This is a genomic window from Paraburkholderia lacunae (genome assembly GCF_003353175.1).
Taxonomy (GTDB): Bacteria; Pseudomonadota; Gammaproteobacteria; order Burkholderiales; family Burkholderiaceae; genus Paraburkholderia; species Paraburkholderia lacunae.
In genome coordinates, this window is record NZ_QHKS01000012.1 from 13,856 (window position 1) to 34,786 (window position 20,931).

Annotated in this window: 16 protein-coding genes and 1 pseudogene; 13 read left to right on the forward strand and 4 right to left on the reverse strand. The window is 63.6% G+C overall.

What is annotated here, in order from left to right; all coding sequences use genetic code 11:
• Positions 1-18: 18 nt before the first annotated feature.
• The gene (locus DLM46_RS19180) at positions 19-459 is read right to left on the reverse strand and encodes a rhodanese-like domain-containing protein (protein ID WP_115102615.1); all 441 of its coding nucleotides are present in this window, start codon (positions 457-459) and stop codon (positions 19-21) included.
• A 96-nt stretch (positions 460-555) separates the two neighbouring features.
• On the opposite strand from DLM46_RS19180, the gene ftrA reads away from it, so the two are divergent.
• From ftrA to DLM46_RS19220, 8 genes are all read left to right on the forward strand, one after another.
• Positions 556-1,512 (forward strand): transcriptional regulator FtrA, encoded by a 957-nt coding sequence (gene ftrA / locus DLM46_RS19185; protein ID WP_115102617.1) that lies wholly within the window; start codon positions 556-558, stop codon positions 1,510-1,512.
• Positions 1,513-1,542: 30 nt separating this feature from the next.
• Positions 1,543-2,757, forward strand: coding sequence for a DUF2252 domain-containing protein (locus DLM46_RS19190; protein ID WP_115102619.1), 1,215 nt, complete (start codon positions 1,543-1,545; stop codon positions 2,755-2,757).
• 221 nt (positions 2,758-2,978) lie between these two features.
• Positions 2,979-4,418 carry a GH1 family beta-glucosidase gene (locus DLM46_RS19195; protein WP_425274003.1) on the forward strand — a complete coding sequence of 480 codons (1,440 nt, stop codon included), beginning with the start codon at positions 2,979-2,981 and terminating at the stop codon, positions 4,416-4,418.
• Positions 4,419-4,721: 303 nt separating this feature from the next.
• On the forward strand, positions 4,722-5,960 hold the full coding sequence (locus tag DLM46_RS19200; protein ID WP_115102623.1) for an ABC transporter substrate-binding protein: 1,239 nt from the start codon (positions 4,722-4,724) through the stop codon (positions 5,958-5,960).
• An 8-nt stretch (positions 5,961-5,968) separates the two neighbouring features.
• Positions 5,969-6,898, forward strand: coding sequence for a carbohydrate ABC transporter permease (locus DLM46_RS19205; RefSeq protein ID WP_115102626.1), 930 nt, complete (start codon positions 5,969-5,971; stop codon positions 6,896-6,898).
• Positions 6,898-7,806 (forward strand): carbohydrate ABC transporter permease, encoded by a 909-nt coding sequence (locus DLM46_RS19210; protein ID WP_115102628.1) that lies wholly within the window; start codon positions 6,898-6,900, stop codon positions 7,804-7,806. The genes DLM46_RS19205 and DLM46_RS19210 overlap by 1 nt, the downstream gene beginning before the upstream one ends.
• A 3-nt stretch (positions 7,807-7,809) precedes the next feature.
• Entirely contained in the window at positions 7,810-9,168 is a 1,359-nt protein-coding gene (locus DLM46_RS19215; RefSeq protein ID WP_244306290.1) for an ABC transporter ATP-binding protein, read from the forward strand.
• A 47-nt stretch (positions 9,169-9,215) separates the two neighbouring features.
• Positions 9,216-10,271, forward strand: a complete 1,056-nt coding sequence (locus tag DLM46_RS19220; protein ID WP_115102631.1) for a LacI family DNA-binding transcriptional regulator — start codon at positions 9,216-9,218, stop codon at positions 10,269-10,271.
• A gap of 61 nt (positions 10,272-10,332) precedes the next feature.
• On the opposite strand, the gene DLM46_RS19225 is transcribed toward DLM46_RS19220, so the two are convergent.
• Complete coding sequence (locus DLM46_RS19225) at positions 10,333-11,190, reverse strand: PA4780 family RIO1-like protein kinase (RefSeq protein WP_115102634.1); 858 nt, start codon at positions 11,188-11,190, stop codon at positions 10,333-10,335.
• Positions 11,191-11,266: 76 nt separating this feature from the next.
• Positions 11,267-11,614, reverse strand: a complete 348-nt coding sequence (locus DLM46_RS19230; RefSeq protein WP_115102636.1) for an antibiotic biosynthesis monooxygenase family protein — start codon at positions 11,612-11,614, stop codon at positions 11,267-11,269.
• Positions 11,615-12,115: 501 nt separating this feature from the next.
• On the opposite strand from DLM46_RS19230, the gene DLM46_RS19235 reads away from it, so the two are divergent.
• Positions 12,116-13,828: a SulP family inorganic anion transporter gene (locus DLM46_RS19235; protein WP_115102639.1), complete on the forward strand. Its 1,713-nt coding sequence runs from the start codon at positions 12,116-12,118 to the stop codon at positions 13,826-13,828.
• Positions 13,829-13,869: 41 nt separating this feature from the next.
• On the opposite strand, the pseudogene DLM46_RS40375 reads toward DLM46_RS19235, so the two are convergent.
• Positions 13,870-13,959: pseudogene (locus tag DLM46_RS40375) on the reverse strand (LysE family translocator); the annotation flags it as partial.
• A gap of 173 nt (positions 13,960-14,132) precedes the next feature.
• On the opposite strand from DLM46_RS40375, the gene DLM46_RS19245 reads away from it, so the two are divergent.
• From DLM46_RS19245 to DLM46_RS19260, 4 genes are all read left to right on the forward strand, one after another.
• Positions 14,133-14,567, forward strand: coding sequence for a VOC family protein (locus DLM46_RS19245; RefSeq protein ID WP_115102642.1), 435 nt, complete (start codon positions 14,133-14,135; stop codon positions 14,565-14,567).
• 388 nt (positions 14,568-14,955) lie between these two features.
• A complete protein-coding gene (locus DLM46_RS19250) occupies positions 14,956-18,195 on the forward strand; it encodes an efflux RND transporter permease subunit (protein WP_115102644.1) in 3,240 nt (1,079 codons plus the stop codon).
• 22 nt (positions 18,196-18,217) lie between these two features.
• On the forward strand, positions 18,218-19,441 hold the full coding sequence (locus DLM46_RS19255; RefSeq protein WP_115102647.1) for an efflux RND transporter periplasmic adaptor subunit: 1,224 nt from the start codon (positions 18,218-18,220) through the stop codon (positions 19,439-19,441).
• Between the two features lie 14 nt (positions 19,442-19,455).
• Positions 19,456-20,928: an efflux transporter outer membrane subunit gene (locus DLM46_RS19260; protein WP_115103145.1), complete on the forward strand. Its 1,473-nt coding sequence runs from the start codon at positions 19,456-19,458 to the stop codon at positions 20,926-20,928.
• Positions 20,929-20,931 lie beyond the last annotated feature (3 nt).

Below are 20,931 nucleotides of genomic sequence, written 5' to 3' on the forward strand. Positions count from 1 at the left end.
TCATTATCCTGGTCATAGTCAGTGGCTGGAACCGGTGGTCTCCTGCACCGCCGTGGCTTGCGCGAGTTCAAGCTCGAGCCCTTCGTCGAGCCAGCCCGTGATGCCGCCGATCATCAGCTTGACCGGGCGCCCCAATTGCGCGAGGCGCAGCGCGCCGCGCGCGGCGCCGTTACAGTGCGGACCGGCGCAGTAGGTGACGAACAGCGTGTCTTGCGGATACTGCGCGAGCTTCGACGCGACGATCTTGCCGTGCGGCAGGTTGAGCGCGCCCGGCACGTGGCCCTGCGCGAACAGCGCCGGGCTGCGCACGTCGAGGAGCACGAAACCGGGCGAGCCGCCGGCGAGCGCCGCGGCGACATCCGAACAATCGGTTTCGAATTGCAGCGACGCCTGGAAGTGGGCGAGCGCGGCGGCGCTGCCGGCGGCGGGGATGGCGGTGACGGGGTTGGTGTTCGGCATGATTCGGGTTCCGGTGGAGGTCATGAGCCTTCATTGTCGCGATGAGACGCGCATCGGGTAAGTGGCGTAATCGTCAATCTCCGGTAACATCGCGCCATGCACCCTCATCTCGTCGTCGCGCTGGTCTATGACCGGCTTTGCACTTTCGAATTCGGCTGCGTGACCGAGCTGTTCGCGCTCGAACGTCCGGAGCTCGGCGTGGCGTGGTATCGCTTCGCGGTGTGCGCAAGCGAGCCCGGCCCGATTCGCGCGGCAGGCGGTATTACGGTTGCCGCGCCGTACACGCTGAAGCTGCTGGATCGTGCGGACACGATCGTGATCCCCGGCTGGCGCGATGCGGACGAATTGCCGCCCGAAGCGTTGCTGAAAAGAATTCGCGCCGCCGACGAGCGTGGCGCGCGGCTCTGCTCGATCTGCTCCGGCGTGTTCGTGCTGGCGGCGGCAGGCGTGCTCGACGGCAAGACGGTCACGACGCACTGGCGCTATGCGGACAAATTGCAGCAGCGTTACCCGCAGCTTCGCGTGCAGCCGGATGCGCTGTATGTCGACGAAGGGCGGATCATCACCTCGGCGGGGTCGGCGGCGGGACTCGACATGCTGCTGCATCTGGTGCGGCGCGATCATGGCAGCGCGGTGGCGAACCGTGTCGCGCAACGGCTCGTGGTGCCGCCGCATCGCGAGGGCGGCCAGGCGCAGTTCGTGCCGCGTCCGATGCCGCAGGACGACAGCGGGCGTCTGGCGAAGCTGATGGATTGGGTGCGCCGGCATCCTGCTGCACCGCACACGCTGCGCTCGCTCGCCGAGCGGGCGGCGATGAGTCCGCGCACGCTGCAGCGGCAGTTTCACGACGCCACCGGCATGGCGCCATACGAATGGCTGGTGCGCGAACGTGTGGCGATCGCCCGCGAGCTGCTCGAAGCGCCAACGCCGGTGCCGATGGCGCGTGTCGCGGAACTGGCGGGCTTCGGCTCGGAAGAATCGCTGCGCCGCCATTTCCGGCGTATCGCGTTGACGAGCCCGGGCGCGTACCGCAAGAAGTTTGGCGCAGTTTGATTACTGAGTTCGCATTGAAGGAGAATTCGCATGGTCGATATCGCGCAGACTATCGCCAGTTTCAACGCAGGTCGCGACCCCGAACGGCTCGCGATGAAATACAAGCTCATGCGCAGTTCGCCGTTCGTGTTTCTGCGCGGCACCTGTCATCTGTTCTATCAGCGTCTGCCGCGCGACAAGATGCTCGACGACGCGCCGCCGGTCTGGATCTGCGGCGACATGCATCTGGAAAATTTCGGCAGCTACAAGGGCGACAACCGCCTCATCTACTTCGACAACAACGATTTCGACGAGGCCTGCCTCGCGCCGAATCTTTACGAACTGGTGCGCCTTCTGACGAGCGTGCTGGTCGGCGCGGCCGATCTCAAGCTCAGCCGCGCGCAGGCGCTCGCACTCTGCCACACCGCACTCGACGCATACAGCGCGGCATTGATGTTCGGCAAATCGCGCTGGATCGAAGCGGAAACCTCGGCCGGCATGGTGCGCGAATTGTTCGATGCGCTGGCAAGCCGCTCGCGGGCCGCGCATCTGGACCGGCGCACCACGCTCAAAGGCAAGACCCGCACGCTGAAAGTGGACGGCAAGAAAGCGCTGCCGGTGAGCGACAAGGCGCGCGCCGCGGTGACGGCGTTCATGAACACCTTCGCCGCGGGCGAACCGAATCCGGACTTCTACCGCATCATCGACGTGGCGCGGCGGATCGCCGGCACCGGCAGTCTGGGCGTCGACCGGTACGTGATTCTCGTCGAAGGCAAAGGCTCGCCGGACGGCAACTATCTGATCGATCTGAAGGAGGCGCTGCCTTCGTCGGTGCTGCCGCATGTGCGCACGCGTCAGCCGAAGTGGCGGACCGATGCGCAACGCGTGGTCGAGGTTCAGCAGCGCAATCAGGCGGTCTCGCAGGCGTTCCTGCACGCGGTGGAATTCAGTCAGCGCTCGTATGTGCTGCGCAGTTTGCAGCCTTCGGAAGACCGGGTTGCGTTGAGAGGCTGGGACGGCGAGCTGCCGCGGCTCGAAGAGGTGATCAACAGCATGGCGGAGCTGAGCGCGTGGGCGCATCTGCGCAGCGGCGGACGACAAGGGTCTTCGATCGCCGACGAACTGATTGCGTTCGGCAGCCGCAAGGACTGGCAGTTGCCGTTGATCGAAATCGCGGTGCGATGCGAGGCGCAGGTGGCCGCCGACTGGAAAGCGTATTGCGAAGCCTACGATGGCGGGGCTTTCAATTTGCCGGCCAAGCCGTGAGATTCGTGAGGCCTTGCGCTCGGCTGGGCGCCATTTGCACGTTGTTCCAGGCTTTCTGCTGACGCACGGCGCATCGTGCGCCGTGCATGCCAGCGACCCATCCAGACAAACCCTGATTGCTGCGGTGAATTCGCCGCTGATATTGTTCGCGGGTCGTGTGGAAGCGCTTCCACACCAGCTTCCGCCATATCCGGTTCAACGACCTCAGCGTAGGAGAATCCGTGGCAAACGACACATCCGCTGTTTCCGACGCTGGACCCCATCACTCGCTCTCCGATCCCCGCTTCGATCTCCGCTCGGATCCCCGCTTGGATCCCTTCACGCCGCCTGCCGACTCTTCGCTGTGGTGCAAGAACTTTCTGCTCGGCGCAGCCACGGCTTCTTACCAGATCGAAGGCGCGGTCAATGAAGATGGCCGCCTGCCGTCGATCTGGGATACCTTCTCGGCGGTTCCCGGCAAGGTGCTGGCGGGCGATACCGGCGCCGTCGCGTGCGATCACTATCACCGTTGGGAGGCGGACATCGAGATGCTGGCGGGGCTCGGGCTCGAAGGCTATCGGCTGTCGATCGCCTGGCCGCGCGTGATGGACGCGGCCGGCGCGCCGAATCGTAAAGGGCTCGACTTTTACAAGCGGCTGTTGAACCGCCTGAAAGAGAAGGGCATCACGACCTTCGTGACGCTGTATCACTGGGATTTGCCGCAGCACCTGGAAGATCGCGGCGGCTGGCTCAACCGCGAGACCGCTTACCGTTTCGCCGATTACGTCGATCTGATGGGCCGCGAACTGGCCGGTACGGTCGACGCATGGGCCACGCTCAACGAGCCGTGGTGCTCGGCCTATCTCGGCTACGGCAACGGGCATCATGCGCCCGGTCTCGCCAACCAGCGCTTTGCGACCCAGGCGATGCATCATCTGCTGCTCGCGCACGGTCTCGCGATGCCGGTGTTGCGTGCCAACGATCCGGCTTCGCAAAAGGGTATCGTCGCGAATATCGGCCGCGGCACGCCGAATTCGGACAGCGCGGCGGATCGGCGCGCCGCGCATCGGTTCGAAGTCCAGCACAACGCGTGGATTCTCGATCCGTTGCTCAAGGGTACTTATCCGCAGGACCTGTTCGAACTGTGGCCGGGCACCGAGCCGCTGGTGCTGGACGGCGATATGCGGATCATTGCGTCGCCGCTGGATTTCCTCGGCATCAACTATTACTTCCGAACCAATGTCGCGAGCGACGGCGCGCAGGGTTTCAGAGATGTGCCGCTCGAAGGCGTCGAGCGCACGCAGATGGGCTGGGAGGTTTATCCCGACGGTCTGCGCGATCTCTTGATCGGCTTCAAGGACACGTACGAGAACTTGCCGCCGATTTACATTACCGAAAACGGCATGGCGTCGGATGATGAGGTGATCGACGGGCGCGTCGACGATCCGCAGCGGATCTCGTTCCTGAAGCGGCATCTGGCCGCCGTCGACGGTGCGATCAAGGCGGGTGTCGATATTCGCGGCTACTTCCTGTGGTCGCTGATGGACAACTTCGAATGGGCGTTCGGCTATGAGCGGCGTTTCGGCGTGGTGCACGTGGACTACAGCACGCAAAAGCGCACGGTCAAACGCAGCGCGGAGCTGGTGGCGAAGTTTTTGAAGGAGCGCAGAGAAAGGGGTTGATGCGGAAAGAGGCTAATGCGGCAAGGGTTCAAGGCGGTGTGGTGTGAGCTGGTTTGTTTGTATGTCGACCTGAAACACGGGCGCCAAGCCTGGAGCAACTATCGTGCATGGGACCGGAGGAAGTGCTTTGCACTAACTCCGGCCGACCGCAATTTCTTGCATGGGACGGGAGTAAGCGCTAAAGCGCTAACTCCCGTCGACCGCTGCGGGCCTGGAGTAAGTGCTGAAGCACTAACTCCAGGCAACCTCAGCATGGGGCCGGAGTAAGTGCTAAAGCACTAACTCCGGCCGACAGGAGACGGAATGAACAGCAGAAAAATGGCCGTGGCGAGTGTCGTTGCCGCACTGGCGTTGTATGGCGGCCTCGCGCATGCGGAGCCCTTGAAGGCCAACGTGATTCATTGGTGGACCTCCGGCGGCGAATCGGCCGCGATCCGCCAGTTCGCCGATGCGTATAACAAGGCCGGCGGCCAGTGGGTCGACAACGCGGTGGCCGGCGCCGATCAGGCGCGTTCCACGGCGATCAACCGTATCGTGGGCGGCGATCCGCCCACGGCCGCGCAGTTCAATACGTCGAAGCAGTTTCACGACCTGATCGATCAGGGCCTGCTGAACAACGTCGATGATGTCGCCGCGAAAGAAAACTGGAACGGCGTGTTTCCGCAATCGATCATCGACAGCATCAAGGTGAAGGGGCATTACTATGCCGCGCCGGTCGATATTCATATGCCGGCATGGTTCTTCTACTCGAAGCCGGTGTTCCAGAAAGCCGGCATTGCCGCCGAACCGAAGAACTTCGATGAATTTATCGCCGACCTCGTCAAACTGAAAGCCGCGGGCGTCATACCGCTCGCGTTCGGCGGCCAGCCGTGGCAGGAAAAAATCACTTTCGATGCGGTGTTCGCCGATGTCGGCGGCCCCGATCTTTATCTGAAGATCTATCGCGATCGCGATATGAACGCGGTCAAGTCGGATGCGTTCAGGAAGGTGCTCGCGTCGTTCAAGCGCTTGCACGATTTCGTCGATCCGGGCTCGCCTGGCCGCAACTGGAACGACGCCACCGCGCTGGTGATTTCCGGCAAGGCGGGCATGCAGATCATGGGCGACTGGGCCAAGGGCGAATTCTCGGCGGCCAATCAGAGCGCCGGCAAGGACTTCGGCTGCTTCCCGGGCTTCGGTCCGCACTCGCCGTATCTGGTCGCGGGCGACGTGTTCGTGTTCCCGAAAACCGACAACGCCGCCGCGATCAAGGCGCAAAACCTGCTCGCCACGGTGATGACCTCGCCATCCGCGCAGGTCGCCTTCAGCGCGAAGAAAGGCTCGATTCCGATTCGCCCCGATGTGGATGCGGCCAGTCTCGACCTCTGCGCGAAGGAGGGCATTGCGATCATGAAGGACAAGTCGCGTCAATTGCCGAATCCGGAAATGCTGTTGTCGCCCGACACGCAGGGCGCGCTGATCGACGTCATCACAAACTTCTGGAACAAGAACCAGTCGGTCGACGATGTGCAGAAGGCCTTTGCCAGCGCGCTGAAGAGCTGAGCGCCGCGATGCACGCGCTCAAGCTGCAAGCCGCCCGCGCGAGGCCGCGGCAAAAACCGCTGCCAAGGCGATTACCGCTGGCGGCATGGCTGGCGCTGCTGCCGATGGTGCTGACGGTCGTGTTCGCGTATCTCGGCACGATGGTCTGGACCGCGCGCGTGTCGCTCAGCAATTCACGCACGTTTCCGTCCGGCGACTTCGCGGGCTTCGCCCAATACGCGCGGCTTTTTCATAACGACCGCTGGCTGCTGTCGCTGCAAAACATCGTGATCTACGGCGCGTGCTTTATCGTCGCGTGCATGGCGATCGGTTTACTGCTGGCGATTTTCATCGATCAGCGCGTGGTGGCCGAAGGCGCGTTGCGCACAGTGTTTCTCTATCCGTATGCCATGTCGTTCGTCGCGACCGGCCTCGTCTGGCAGTGGATTCTCAATCCGGAGCTCGGCGTGCAGGCCGTGTTGCACAAGCTCGACTTCGAGCATGCGCGCTTCGACTGGATCGTCGACCAGGAGTGGGTGATTTACACCATCGTCATTGCGACGGTGTGGCAGGCGTCGGGTCTCGTGATGGCGTTGCTGCTGGCGGGCTTGCGCGGCATCGACGACGAACTGTGGAAAGCCGCTCGCATCGACGGCATTCCGCGTTGGCGCGTGTATGCCAGCATTGTCGTGCCGATGCTGGGGCCTTCGATGTCCACGGCCTTCGTGCTGCTGTTCGTGATGGTCGTCAAACTCTACGACGCCGTCGTGGCGATGACGCAAGGCGGACCCGGCACCGCGAGCGAGGTGCCGGCGAAATTCATCATGGACTATCTGTTCGGCCGCGCCAACATCGGCCTCGCGTCCGCCGCGTCGATCGTGTTGCTGGTGACGGTATTGGCGATTCTCACGCCGTTCTTCTATGCCCGCAGCCGCGCCGCGCTGCGCAAGGACGTTTGATGAATACGCATGGTTCTCCGTTGCAGCGCGGCACGCCGGGCCGCATGCGCCGCCGCACGCAATTGACGCCGGCGCGCCTCGGTGTCTACGCGTTTCTGCTGACGGCCGCGCTGTTCTTCCTGCTGCCGCTGTATGTGATGCTGGTCACGTCGGTGAAGCCGATGAGCGAGATCCGGCTCGGCAATCTGCTCGCGTTCCCCGCGCATTTCACGCTCGATGCATGGAGCGCCGCGTGGCAGTCCGCCTGCACGGGGCTCGATTGCAACGGCATTCAGGTGGGCTTCTGGAATTCAGTGCGGATCGTCGCGCCGAGCACGGTGCTGTCGATCCTGATCGGCGCGGTGAACGGCTATGCACTGTCGTTCTGGCGGCCGCGCGGCGCCGGCGTGCTGTTTGGCGTGCTGCTGATGGGCGCCTTCATCCCGGTGCAGGTGATGGTCTATCCGCTGGTGCGCGTGCTCGCGAGCGTGCACCTGTTCAGTTCGCTGCCGGGCATCGTGGTGATTCACGCGATCTTCGGCATGCCGGTGATGACGCTGCTGTTTCGCAACTACTATGCGTCGATTCCGCAGGAGCTGTTCAAGGCGGCGCGCATCGACGGCGGCGGTTTCTGGCGCATTTTCGTGCAACTGATGCTGCCGATGTCGACGCCGATCATCGTCGTCGCGATCATCATGCAGGTAACGGGAATCTGGAACGACTTCATTCTCGGCCTCGTGTTCGCCGGCACGAAAAATCTGCCGATGACGGTGCAATTGAACAACATCATCAACACCACGACCGGCGAGCGGCTCTATAACGTCAACATGGCGGCGACGATTCTGACTTCGCTGGTGCCGCTTGCGATCTACTTCATTTCGGGCCGCTGGTTCGTGCGCGGCATTGCGTCCGGCGCCGTCAAGGGATAGGGCATGACCAATCTGGCAAACGTGGCGAACATGGCCGATGCGGCTGATACTGCCGGCGCGGCAAACGCGGCAAACGCGGCAAACGCGGCAAACGCGGCAAATGCGGCAAATGCGGCAAATGCGGCAAATGCGGCAAATGCGGCAAATGCGGCAAATGCGGCAAATGCGGCAAATGCGGCAAATGCGGCAAATGCGGCAAACAACGCCGCCAACGTATCAGTGCGCAATCTGAAGATCCAGCTGGGTGCGAACGCGGTGATCGAGGATCTCGATCTCGACGTGCGGGCGGGCGAGTTCGTCGTGCTGCTCGGGCCGTCCGGTTGCGGCAAATCCACCTTGCTGCACAGCATTGCGGGTTTGATCGATGTGACCGGCGGTAGCATCGAAATCGCCGGCGAGGACATGACCTGGGCCGATCCCAAAGACCGCCGCATCGCGCTGGTGTTCCAGTCGTATGCGTTGTATCCGACCATGAACGTCGAGCGCAATCTGTCGTTCGCGTTGCGCATCAACGGTACGCCCAGGGCGGAAATCGAGCGGCGCGTGGCGCGGGCGTCCGACATGCTGCAACTCGGGCCGCTGCTCAAGCGCAAACCGGCGCAACTGTCGGGCGGACAGCGGCAACGCGTGGCGATCGGCCGCGCGATCGTGCGCGAAGCCGACGTGTTTCTGTTCGACGAACCGTTATCGAATCTCGACGCCAAGTTACGCACTGAACTGCGCCGCGAACTCAAGCAGCTGCACCAGCGGCTGGGCGCGACGATGATCTACGTGACCCACGATCAGGTCGAAGCGATGACGCTCGCCACGCGCATGGCGGTGATGCGCGGCGGCGTGATCCAGCAGTTCGGCACGCCCGCCGAAGTCTATGCGCGGCCCGACAATCTGTTCGTCGCGACTTTTCTGGGCTCACCCGCGATGAATGTGCTCAAGGGCACGTTGGAGCGGCACGACGGCTCGCTATACTTTTGCACAACGCATTGGCGGCTCGACGTGTCGCGGTATCCGTTCAAAAGCGCGCCCGCGGATCGGCTGCCCTGCGTGCTCGGCGTGCGGGCGGAGGACGTGCGGGTGGGCGACATGCGGGTGGGCGACATGCGCGTAGGCGACGTGCGCGTAAGCGACGTGCGCGTGGGGGATCTGCGCGTGGGCGACGTGGGAGCGGGCGCAGGCGAGCGCGCCAGGGTTTCGCTGGTTGAGCCGATGGGCAACCATCGTGTCATTTGGCTCGACTATCATGGAGAGCAAATCGCGTCGATTGATCAGACGAAGGCGCCGATCGCGGTAGGCGACGTATCGGTATTCTCGGTCGACGGCGCACATATTTCGTTGTTCGACGAGGCGGGCGGCGCGCGTCTATAGCGGCGGCGTGCCGCGCCGGTACGCAACATGGTTTGACGGAGAACCGCGTGGCAACACTCAAAGACGTCGCGGCGCTGGCCGGCGTCGGCATGTCGACCGCATCGCGCGCCATTTCCGGCAAAGGACCCATTTCGGCCGATGCCGCCGCGCGCGTGAAGGCCGCCATCGAAGCGCTGAATTTTCGGCCGTCGTCGATCGGCCGGGCGATGGCGACGCAATCGCTCGGCATGATCGGCATTTTCGTGCCGACTTTCTTCGGCTCGTATTACGGCACGATTCTCAAGCAGACTGACGCCGAACTGCGCGCGGTGCGCCGCCATGTGGTGGTCGCAACCGGCTGCGGGGAAGTGTCGCCGCGCGAGCAGGCGATCGAGGCGGTGCGTTTTCTGATTGGCCGCGATTGCGACGGCGTGGTGGTGATCAGCCACGACCTGCACGACGACGACCTGAGCATGCTGCATCGGATGCACCCGAAGATGGTGTTTCTGAATCGCGCGTTCGACCAGTTGCCGGAGGCGTCGTTTTGCGCCGATCACCGGCGCGGCGGCGAACTCGCGGCGCGTACGCTGCTCGATCACGGACATCGGCAGATCGCGGTGATTTCCGGGCCGTTCAGCGCGTCGGACAATCAAACCCGGCTCGAAGGTTTCTTTGCCGAACTGGCGCGCGACGGCATCGCGCGCGACGACGTCACGCTGATCGAATCGGACTTCTCGCCGGAAGGCGGCTATGCGGCCGCGCAGAAACTGCTCGATACGACGCGGCGCTTCACGGGTCTTTTCTGCGCGAACGATACGATGGCGGTGAGCGTGCTGGCGCGCTTCCACCAGGCGGGCATCGCCGTACCGGACGAGATCTCGGTGATCGGCTACGACGACGATTACTCGGCCGCCTATGCGGCGCCGGGGCTCACGTCGGTGCATATCCCGACCGCGGAGCTGACGCAGAATGCGGTGCGCTGGCTGGTCAATCAATGCTACCGGACCTCATGGGAAATTGTCCGCGAATTTCCGGTGAGCGTGACGATGCGGGAGTCGGTGGGGCCGGCGCCGGTTGCGGCGAGGTCGTCGAGCGAGACGGCAGGGTGTGGGAGCGCGGCGTAGCTTCCAGACGGTGGCGCCCAGGTGCGGCTTATTTGCCGCCCGGTTGTCCCACAAGTGCCCCTCAAGTGCCGGTGCGCAGCGACTGTTCGTAGCGCAGGCGCGCTTCTTCGTCGAGCCGCGTATCTTCGAGTTCCTGTAGCACGGCCTCCAGGTCGATCGGCGTGGTGTCCAGTTCGACGCGGCCGGTCAGCTCGGCATCGACGTGCAACGCGCCCGCTTCGAACAGCGTCCAGATTTCCTTGCCATAGCTCGCCTCGAGCAAGGCCGGTGCAAAACGGCCGAAATACGCGGCAAGATTGTTCACGTCGCGCTCCAGCATGGCAGGCGCTTCGAGATTGCCCGCGGCATCCACTGCTTGCGGCAGATCGATGATCACCGGCCCATCGGCGGCGAGCAGGATGTTGTATTCGGACAGGTCGCCGTGAATCACGCCGGCGCACAGCATGCGTACCACCTGGTTGAGCAGCAGCGCGTGCAGTTCGAGCGCGCGCGCTTCGGTCAGATCCACGTCGTTCAGACGCGGCGCGACGTTGCCGTCGGCATCGGTGACCAATTCCATCAGCAGCACGCCGTCGGTGCAAATGAAGGGTTGCGGCACGCGCACGCCTGCGTTCGCGAGCTGGAACAGCGCATCGACTTCGGCGTTCTGCCACGCCTGCTCCTGCACTTCGCGGCCATAGCGGCTGCCTTTTTCCATCGCGCGCTGCTGGCGGCTGTTCTTGACCTTGCGGCCTTCGCGATACGACGCCGCCTGGCGGAAACTGCGCTCTCTGGCGTCCTTATAGACTTTCGCGCAGCGCGTGGCGTCGCCGCTGCGCACCACGTAGACGGTGGCTTCCTTGCCGCTCATCAACTGCGAAATGACTTCATCGATCAGGCCTTCTTCGACCAGTGGGAGCAGACGTTTAGGAGTTTTCATGCGGCCGCCGGGAAGCGGTGGGCGGCGCAGCGGCCGTGCGTGGCCGTTGGCGAGGGGAGGCAGTGCGGGGTTTGGATCATGCCGGATTATAAGGGGTGGGGGAAATAGTCCTCGCCGCCGGATGCGCGAAGCCCGCGTCGCCGTAAGTGCGCAACACTTCGGCGATGATCACCTGATAGCCGTCGAGCCAGTTCGCGTGCGCGGCTTTCGCTTCCAGATGGGCCGGATGCTGCATTAACGCGTGCAACGCGTCGAGCGATTCCCAGTAGTACACATTCGAGCTCAGGCCGGTCGCCGCGTTTTCCCACGTTTCTTCGCCGAGATAGCCAGGAATGGCTTTCGCAGCGGTGGCGATTGCGTCGTCGAGGCGGTAGAAGCGTTCGTCGAATTGCTTCGTGGCGAAGATGAAAGTGGAGGTGTACACGGCAAATTGTTTTGTACGATTACAAAGGTAGCGCATCATAGCGCACTGCGCCGCATACGTTTGCCTCGCGGTTTTCAGCGTTTTTCCCGGTATTTTCACGAGCGGGAATCCCCGCGCCAATGACGTGGATGTAATCCGCTGAAACGCTGTTTTGCCGTTTTCCCTCATTCTTTTCAGACGGCGATCACTTAAACTGCCAGTAACGTTTTGTTACTCGGGGTGCGCGAGATGTTGGCCGTATTCATCATTGCCTGTCCTATTTGCATCGCTGCGCTGTTCGGTTTTGCGCGGCACGTGGATCCGTTGACAGGCCAGTTCAAGCGATAAATTCAAGCTTCAGACGCTTCCGCCGTTTCCGTCGACTCACGAGCGGAGTGCGGGTCCGTCCGCTTCTTGCCTGCTTCTTGCCGGCCTATTTAGCCGATTCGTCTTCCGAGCCTTGCTTTTGTGTGCCGACTCGCGGCACGATGCGCGATAACCTGAATGAGGGCTGCATCGCGCATGCGAGATACTCTGGCGAACCTGGCTACGCGCCTTGGCGTACTGAAAGGCGTCTTTCCTCTGGACCGATCTGCGGCCGCGCGCGATGCGCTGGCCGGCGTGCAGCTTGCGTCGATGGATATTCCGCAAGTGCTCGGCTACGCGCGCATTGCCGGCATGCCCGCCGTGACCGGCCTTTACACAGTCTTCTTACCGCTGATCGCGTTTGCGTTTTTCGGCGCGTCGCGGCACCTGGTCGTCGCCGCCGACTCGGCTACGGCGACGATTTTCGCGAGCCGGTTGTCGACGATGGCGCCGGTTTCAAGCGCCGAATATGCGGCGCTCGCCGCGATGGTCGCGTTGTTCACCGCCGTGTTGCTGCTCATCGCGCGGGTGTTCAAACTCGGCTTTCTCGCCGACTTCCTGTCGCGCACCGTGCTGATCGGTTTTCTGGCTGGAGTCGGCGTGCAGGTCGGCATTGCGATGCTGGGCGATATGTTCGGCTTGCCTGGGCATGCCGCGCGCAGCATCGATCAGCTTGCGCTGGTGGCGCGAGACCTGGCGCGGATCAATCCGGCGACGCTCGGCATTTCCACGCTGGTGGTCGTATCCATTCTGGTGTGCAAGCGGTTCCTGCCGCGCGTGCCGGTGCCGTTGATCGCCGTGGTGGCGGGCATCGCCGCCAGTGACTTCTATGGTTTCGCGGCGCACGGCATCGCCATACTCGGGCCGGTGGAGGGCGGACTGCCGCCGTTGCGCGTGCCGTCGGCCACATGGCAGCAGGCGCTCGATCTGCTGCCGGTCGCGGCTTCGTGCTTCGTGATGATCGTCGCGCAGAGTGCGGCGGCGAGCCGCGTGTTCGCCGAGCGCTATCACGAACCTGTCGATACCAATGCCGATCTGCTTGGCCTCGCCGCCGCCAATGCGGCGGCTGCGTTCACCGGCGCGTTCGTCGTCAACGGCAGTCCGACGCAAACGGCCATGGCCGACCGCGTCGGCACGCGCAGCCAGTTTGCGCAACTCACGTTCGCGGTGGTGGTGGTCGCTGTGCTGCTGTTTTTCAGCCGCTTCCTACAGTATTTGCCGCACTGCATTCTGGCCAGCATCGTGTTCACGATCGCCCTTGGCCTGATCAATCTGAAGACGCTGTTCCTGATTCGCCGCGAGAGTCCGGGCGAATTCACGCTGGCCGTATTCACTGCCGCGGCGGTGGTGCTGATCGGCGTCGAGCACGGCATTCTGGTGGCGGTTGCGTTTTCGCTGTTAAGGCATGTGCGGCACAGCTACCGGCCGCACACCATGGTCCTCGTACCCGGCGACGACGGCGTCTGGGTGCCGGTGCCGGCCGTGCCGGGCGAGCAGACTGCGCCGGGACTGATCGTCTATCGCTTCGGCGCCGATCTGTTCTATGCGAACGACCACTTTTTCGTCGAAGACACGCGCCAGCTGATCGCGCAGGCGCCGAACCCGGTGCGCTGGTTCGTGATCGACGCGGGCGCGATCACGGACCTCGATTATTCCGCGGCGCGCTCGGTGGGCGAGCTATGCCAGACGTTGAAGCAGAAGGGCGTCGACGTGATCTTTGCCCGCGTGAACCGTTATTTGCATTCGGATATGGACCGGCATGGCATCACGCCGATCGTTGGCGCGAGCTACATTTTCGGCACGCTGCACGAAGCGCTGCTTCTGGCCGGCGTGCGTCAGCCAGGCGCTCAGGTGAAAGACACTCAATAGCGCCATGGGCGCTATTGCGGGCCGGATAGGCGTGGCGGCCGCTAGCATTTCGAGGTCAGCAGCTTGATGCCGGTAATGCCGAACATGACCGCAAGCGAACCGTCGAGCCAGCGGCGGATCGCGGCATAGACGCTGCCCGGCAGGACAATCGAGTTCGCCGAGCGTGATCGATTGATCGATTGATCGATTCTGGTGCTGGTCAGGGCAAATATATATCGTTATTCAACACTTTTACTCGTGGTTAAACTTGACCTCGCGCGCCCCGCTGCGCGCCTCCATTTTCTTATCCGCGAGTTCTTTCACCATGAGCGTTGCCGACACCGTTTTGCCGCCGTTCCATCTGGCGTTTCCTGTTCATAGCATCGCCGCCGCGCGCGAGTTTTACGGCGAGCTGCTGGGCTGTCCGGAAGGGCGCAGCTCGGCGGAGTGGGTGGATTTCAATTTCTACGGCCACCAGATCGTCGCGCATCTCGCGCCGGAAGAAGCCGGGCATCGGCAGACCAGCAAGGTCGACGGCCACGCGGTGCCGGTGCGCCACTTCGGCGCGGTGCTGTCGATGGAGCAATGGCAAGCCGCGGCGGACAAGCTGCAGCAGGCAGGCATCGAGTTCATCATCGAGCCGTACGTGCGCTTCAAGGGCGAAGTCGGCGAACAGGCGACGATGTTCTTTCTCGATCCGTCGGGCAACGCGCTGGAGCTCAAGGCGTTCGCCGATATGTCGTCGTTGTTCGCGAAGTAAGGCGAAGTAAGTCTGGCGGCACCAGCTGGTTCAAAGCAGAAGGCCGGTCAACCGAAGGGTTGACCGGCCTTCTGTTTCAGCACCTAAAAAGCACCGATCTACCGCCGCCAAACGTTTGCCGATCGCTAACCGGCGTGCGGCGAGATCAGGCGCCTATGCTTACATTAACCTTCCTGACAATTTCGCCATTTTCGCGCCATGCAGGCGTTGGTGCTACCGATCTAGCATAAGCACTGATTCACCGGCAGAGGTGTGCGGCATAGGCTCCGGCAACAGGGGCTCAGGTCGTGTCACGTCTGCCGGTTTTGGCATGTCATAGGCTGCAGCGGCGCGACCGTCCAGCCACGGCGATTCAGTTCCTTACCTGCATTCTCTCGGGCGCGTTTCAATGTGGATCGTCAACGTAGCGCTAAAGCGGCCATACACGTTCATCGTGATGGCCATCCTGATCCTGCTGGCGACGCCGTTCGTGCTGTTGACCACGCCGGTCGACGTGCTGCCGGAAATCAATATTCCGGTGGTCAGCATCATCTGGACGTACACGGGCCTGTCTGCGGAAGACATGGCCAATCGCATGACGTCCGTCAACGAGCGCAGCCTGACCACCACGGTCAACGACATCGAGCACATCGAATCGCAGTCGCTCGCCGGCATCGCGATCATCAAGATGTTCCTGCAGCCGAACGCGAACATCCAGACCGCGATCGCACAGACGGTGGCCGTCGAACAGGCGCAACTCAAGCAGATGCCGCCGGGCGCCACGCCGCCGCTGGTGATCAGCTATTCGGCGTCGAGCATTCCGGTGATCCAGCTTGGCCTGTCGAGTCCGAAGCTCTCCGAGCAGGCGCTCAACGATACCGCGCTGAATTTCCTGCGCCCGCAACTCGTGACGATTCCGGGCGCCGCCGTACCGTATCCGTACGGCGGCAAATCGCGTCTGATTTCGGTCGATCTCGACACGCGCGCGCTGCTGGCCAAAGGGCTGACGCCGTCCGACGTGGTGAGCGCGTTCAATGCGCAAAACCTGATTCTGCCGACCGGCACGGCCAAGATCGGGCCGAAGGAATTCACGATCAATATGAACGGCTCGCCGCCCACGGTGGAAGGGCTCAACGATATTCCCGTGCGCACGCTCAACGGCGCGACGACCTATCTGCGTGAAGTTGCGCACGTGCGCGACGGTTTTTCCCCGCAGACCAATATCGTGCGGCAGGACGGCCATCGCGGCGTGCTGATGTCGGTGCTGAAAGCCGGCAGCGCGTCGACGCTGTCGATCGTCAACACGCTGCATGCGTTGCTGCCGACCGCGCGCGCGGCGCTGCCGCCGGATCTGAGCGTCACGGCGCTGTTCGATCAGTCGGTGTTCGTGAAAGCGGCCGTGCAGGGCGTGGTGCGCGAAGCGCTTGCCGCCGCCGCGCTGACGGCCGCGATGATTCTGCTGTTTCTCGGCAACTGGCGCAGCACCTGCATCATCGCGATATCGATTCCGCTGTCGATCCTGTCGTCGCTGATCGCCTTGCATGCGTTGGGGCAGACTATCAACATCATGACGCTCGGCGGCCTCGCGCTGGCCGTCGGGATTCTGGTCGACGATGCGACGGTGACGATCGAGAACATCGAACGGCATCTGCACATGGGCACGAATCTGCACGACGCGATTCTCGAAGGCGCCGGTGAAATCGCGGTACCCGCCCTCGTGTCGACGCTGTGCATCTGCATCGTGTTCGTACCGATGTTCTTCCTGACCGGCGTCGCGCGCTATCTGTTCGTGCCGCTCGCCGAAGCGGTGGTGTTCGCGATGCTCGCCTCGTACGTGCTGTCGCGCACGCTGGTGCCGACGATGGCCATGCTGTTGATGGGTCACGCGCACAAGCCCAAAGCCGATGCCCGGCCGAACCTGTTCATGCGGGTCTACCATCGCTTCGACGCGGGCTTCGAGCGCATGCGCGGCGCGTACATCGTGATTCTCAGCAGTCTGCTGGTGCGCCGGCGTTTCTTCGCCGGCGTATTCCTAAGCTTTTGCGTCGGGTCGATGGGCCTCGCGTTCGCGCTCGGCGAAGACTTCTTTCCGAGCGTCGACGCGGGCGACATTCGTCTGCACATGCGCGCGCCGACGGGTACCCGCATCGAGGAAACCGCGCGTCTGGCCGACCAGGTCGAAAGGGTGATTCGCGAGGTGGTGCCGGGCCGGGAACTCGCCACGATCCTCGACAACCTCGGCTTGCCGTACAGCGGCATCAACCTCTCGTACAGCAACGCGGGCACGATCGGCACGCTGGACGGCGAGATTCAGGTGGCGCTCAAGCCGGACCACAAGCCCACGCAAACTTACGTGGACAGATTGCGCGCGCTGCTGCCGCAGCGCTTTCCTGGCGTCGAATTTTTCTTTCAACCCGCCGACATCGTCACGCAGATTCTCAACTTCGGCTTGCCCGCCGCGGTCGACGTGCAAATTACCGGCACGGACCAGCAAGGCAACTTCGACATCGCCCGCAAGCTGCTGAAACAGGTGCGGATGATTCCGGGCACTGTCGATACTCACATCCAGCAAAAGCTCGACGAACCGGCGATCAATCTTCAGATGGACCGTACCCGCTTGCAGCAACTCAATCTGAGCGCGAGCAACGTGGCGCAAAACGTGCTCATTTCATTGTCGGGCAGCTCGCAAACGTCGCCGGGTTTCTGGTTCAACAACCGCAACGGCGTCGAATACAACGTCGCGGTGCAAACGCCGCAATATCAGATCTCGTCGATCGACGAACTGTTGCGCACGCCGGTGTCGGGTTCGGCCACCGGGCCGACGCAACTGCTCGGCAACCTGGTGCGCGTCGCGCCGCAGAACCAGTTCGCGGTGGTCACGCACTACAACATCCGGCCGGTGATCGATCTGTACGTGAGCGTCGAAAAGCGCGATCTCGGCAGCGTGGCCAATGAAGTCGACAAGCTGGTCGACAACGTGCGGGCTTCTTTGCCGCGCGGCAGTCAGATCACCGTGCGCGGCCAGGTGCAGACGATGCGCGGCTCGTTCTTCGGTTTGGGGCTCGGCGTGGCGATGGCGATCGTGCTGGTGTACCTGCTGATCGTGGTGAATTTCCAGTCGTGGGTCGATCCGCTCATCATCGTCAGCGCGTTGCCGGCGGCCTTGGCCGGCATCGTGTGGATGCTGTTCCTCACGGGTACGCACCTGAGCGTGCCGGCATTGACCGGCGCGATCATGACGATGGGCGTGGCGACCGCCAACAGTATCCTGATGGTGTCGTTCGCGCGCCAGCGGCTCGGCGTCGGTGCGCCGCCGCTCACCGCCGCGCTCGAAGCCGGCGCGAGCCGGATCCGGCCGGTGCTGATGACCGCGTTCGCGATGATCATCGGCATGATTCCGATGGCGCTCGGGCTCGGCGAAGGCGCCGAGCAGAACGCGCCGCTCGGCCGCGCGGTGATCGGCGGTTTGCTGTTCGCCACGGTGTCCACGCTGTTTTTCGTGCCGCTCGTGTTCGCGGGCATTCATGGCCGCCTCGCCCGGCGCCGCGGCAATGGCGGCGACGGTGGCGACGGCGGCAATGGCGGCGCTGGCGGCGCACATAGCGGCGGCCCCGCGCCGGATCACGGCGGCGACGGCAAGCACGCGTAACGTTAAATGACGGCTGACTGAGATGACCGAAAAAACTCATGCATCGCTAGCGATCCCTTCGCGTGAAACTGAAAGCGGCCACGCATTGCCGCCGCGCAATCGCGAGTGGAAGCGCGCGAGGATCGCTGTCTGGATCGTCCTCGCACTGCTCGCCGTGGGCGCGCTGCGCACCGTGGTCGTGGATGTCCTGCAAAGCCGGACGGTGGCCGAGACGACGCGGCAAAACGCTGTCCAGTACGTCAACGTGGTGAGCCCGACGCGAACCGAAGGCGGCGGCAGTACCTTGCTGCCGGGCACCTTGCGCGGCAACGTCGAATCGCCGATCTACGCGCGCTCGACCGGTTATCTGCTGCACTGGTACGCCGATATCGGCACGCGCGTGAAGCAGGGGCAATTGCTGGCCGATCTCGATACGCCTGAAATCGATCAGGAACTCGCGCAGGCTCTTGCGCAACGCCAGCAAACCAGCTCCAGTCTCGGTCTCGCGAAGAGTTCGCTGGAGCGCTGGCAGCAGTTGCGTCAGCGCGATGCGGTCTCGCAGCAGGAGCTCGACGAACGGCAAAGCACCTACGCGCAGGGCCTCGCCAATCTCGCCGCCGCCGACGCCAACGTGCAGCGCCTGCGGCAGCTCGAATCGTTCAAGCGCATCGTCGCGCCGTTCGCAGGCGTCGTCACGCAGCGCAATGTCGACGTCGGCGATCTGATCGACGCGGGCAGCGGCACGAGCCGTGCGTTGTTCGCGCTCGCGCAATCTGACCCGCTGCGCGTTTATGTGCAGTTGCCGCAGGCGTACGCGCAGAACGTCGCCGATGGACAGAACGTGGTCGTGACCCAGGCGGAACTGCCGGGGCAGCAGTTTCACGGCGCGATCACGCACATCGCCGGCGCGATCGACGTGCCGACCCGCTCGCTGCAAATCGAAGTGACCCTGCCGAATCCCGACGGCAAGCTGCGCCCCGGCGCCTATGTGCAGGTTGCGTTGCCGGCCGCCGCCCATGCGCGCCTGATGGTGCCGGGCAATGTGCTGCTGTTTCGCGCCGAAGGTCCGAGGGTCGCCGTGGTCGACGCGAATGGCAACGTGCAGTTGCAAAAGATCGTGATCGCGCAGGATCTGGGGCAGTCGCTCGAGATCGAAAGCGGGATCGAGGCGACCGACAGGATCATCATCAACCCGAGCGATTCGATCGCGGATGGCGATCATGTGCAGATCGCGCAGCCGCAAAAGAGCGGCAAGGGGGCGCCGTGAAACCGGCGGCAGTCATGCTGACGGCCGCCGCGAGCGCCGCGTTGCTGGCCGCGTGCACGGTCGGGCCGGACTATCGGCGACCGCAAGCCGAGGTACCGCCGGCCTGGCATACCGATTCCTACTGGCGCGTGGCCGCGCCTTCGCACGCGCCGCTCGCGCCCGACTGGTGGAACGGCTTCGGCGATGCGACGCTCGCCACGCTGGAAAATCAGGCGCTCGCGCAGAATCAGACGCTGGCCGCGGCCAGCGCACATTATGCGCAGGCCAAGGCGACGCTCGCCAATATCAGCGCGCAACGGATTCCCGAGGTCGATCTGGCTGCGTCGGCGTCGCGCTTCAGGATTTCGAAGAGCCGTCCGCTCACTAACTACGCCACGCCGACGCAGTCGACGGTACAGAACAATTTTCAGCTCGGCGCGTCGATCAACTACGACACCGATCTATTCGGCCGGATACGTCGCCAGGTGGAGGGCGCGACGGCCTCGGCGGAGCAATCGGCCGATGACCTCGCCAACGCGAGGCTCGTGCTGAGCACCGACCTCGCCACCAGTTACTTTTCGCTGCGCGAACTCGACGCCGAGATCGACGTGTTGAATCAATCGGTGCAGTTGCAGCAGAAGGCGCTCGACTATGTGACGTCCCAGCATGAGCTCGGCGCGGTGTCCGGGTTGAACGTGTTGCAGCAGAAAGCGCAACTCGATGCGACCCGCGTGCAGGCGCAATTGCTGCTGAATCAGCGCGCGCAATTCGAACACGCGATTGCCGCTCTGGTCGGCGTGCCCGCGCCGCAATTCGCGATCGAGCCCAAGGTGCTCGACGCGCAGGTGCCGCCGATCCCGCTTGGCTTGCCGAGCGACGTGTTGCAGCGCCGTCCGGATGTCGCGTCGGCAGAACGCGCGATGGCCGCCGCGAATGCGCAGATCGGCGTCGCCAAAGCGGCGTTTTTTCCGAGCCTGACGCTGACGCCGGGCATCGGTTGGGAGAGCACGCAGTTCGCCAGTTTGCTGAGCGCGCCCACCTTGCTGTGGACGCTAGGCGCGGCGGCCGGCCAGGTGCTGTTCGACGGCGGCCGGCGGGCGGCGAACCTCGACTTCGCGAGCGAAGGCTACAAGGCCACCGAGGCGAACTACCGGCAGACCGTGCTCAACGCGTTCCAGCAGGTGCAGGACGGCATCACCGGCCTGTCGGTGCTGGACGGCGCGGCGAAGCAATCGCAGGAAGCGGTGGCCGATGCGCAGCATCTGCTGTCGCTCGCCAACGACCGCTATTTGGGCGGCCTCGTCGCCTACCTCGACGTCATCACCGCGCAGCAGCAGTTGTTGACGAGCGAGCGTCAGGACGTGCAGATCCGCGGCCAGCAGATGACCTTGTCGGTCGCGCTGGTGAAGGCGCTCGGCGGCGGCTGGGAAGCCGCTGACGCAACGGCAGGCAAGCTCGCCAGCCGGCCGGCGCAGGATACGAAGGAGGCGATGGCTCCCGTCAAGTGAGCC

What these genes read in the sequence shown, in the direction of transcription:
- DLM46_RS19210 (WP_115102628.1), top strand. Translation starts at nt 6,898, where the DNA reads ATGAATACGCATGGTTCTCCGTTGCAGCGCGGCACGCCGGGCCGCATG.
- DLM46_RS19205 (WP_115102626.1), top strand. Translation starts at nt 5,969, where the DNA reads ATGCACGCGCTCAAGCTGCAAGCCGCCCGCGCGAGGCCGCGGCAAAAA.
- DLM46_RS19215 (WP_244306290.1), top strand. Translation starts at nt 7,810, where the DNA reads ATGACCAATCTGGCAAACGTGGCGAACATGGCCGATGCGGCTGATACT.
- DLM46_RS19225 (WP_115102634.1), bottom strand. Translation starts at nt 11,190, where the DNA reads ATGAAAACTCCTAAACGTCTGCTCCCACTGGTCGAAGAAGGCCTGATC.
- DLM46_RS19255 (WP_115102647.1), top strand. Translation starts at nt 18,218, where the DNA reads ATGACCGAAAAAACTCATGCATCGCTAGCGATCCCTTCGCGTGAAACT.
- ftrA (WP_115102617.1), top strand. Translation starts at nt 556, where the DNA reads ATGCACCCTCATCTCGTCGTCGCGCTGGTCTATGACCGGCTTTGCACT.
- DLM46_RS19180 (WP_115102615.1), bottom strand. Translation starts at nt 459, where the DNA reads ATGCCGAACACCAACCCCGTCACCGCCATCCCCGCCGCCGGCAGCGCC.
- DLM46_RS19235 (WP_115102639.1), top strand. Translation starts at nt 12,116, where the DNA reads ATGCGAGATACTCTGGCGAACCTGGCTACGCGCCTTGGCGTACTGAAA.
- DLM46_RS19260 (WP_115103145.1), top strand. Translation starts at nt 19,456, where the DNA reads ATGCTGACGGCCGCCGCGAGCGCCGCGTTGCTGGCCGCGTGCACGGTC.
- DLM46_RS19190 (WP_115102619.1), top strand. Translation starts at nt 1,543, where the DNA reads ATGGTCGATATCGCGCAGACTATCGCCAGTTTCAACGCAGGTCGCGAC.
- DLM46_RS19200 (WP_115102623.1), top strand. Translation starts at nt 4,722, where the DNA reads ATGAACAGCAGAAAAATGGCCGTGGCGAGTGTCGTTGCCGCACTGGCG.
- DLM46_RS19250 (WP_115102644.1), top strand. Translation starts at nt 14,956, where the DNA reads ATGTGGATCGTCAACGTAGCGCTAAAGCGGCCATACACGTTCATCGTG.
- DLM46_RS19245 (WP_115102642.1), top strand. Translation starts at nt 14,133, where the DNA reads ATGAGCGTTGCCGACACCGTTTTGCCGCCGTTCCATCTGGCGTTTCCT.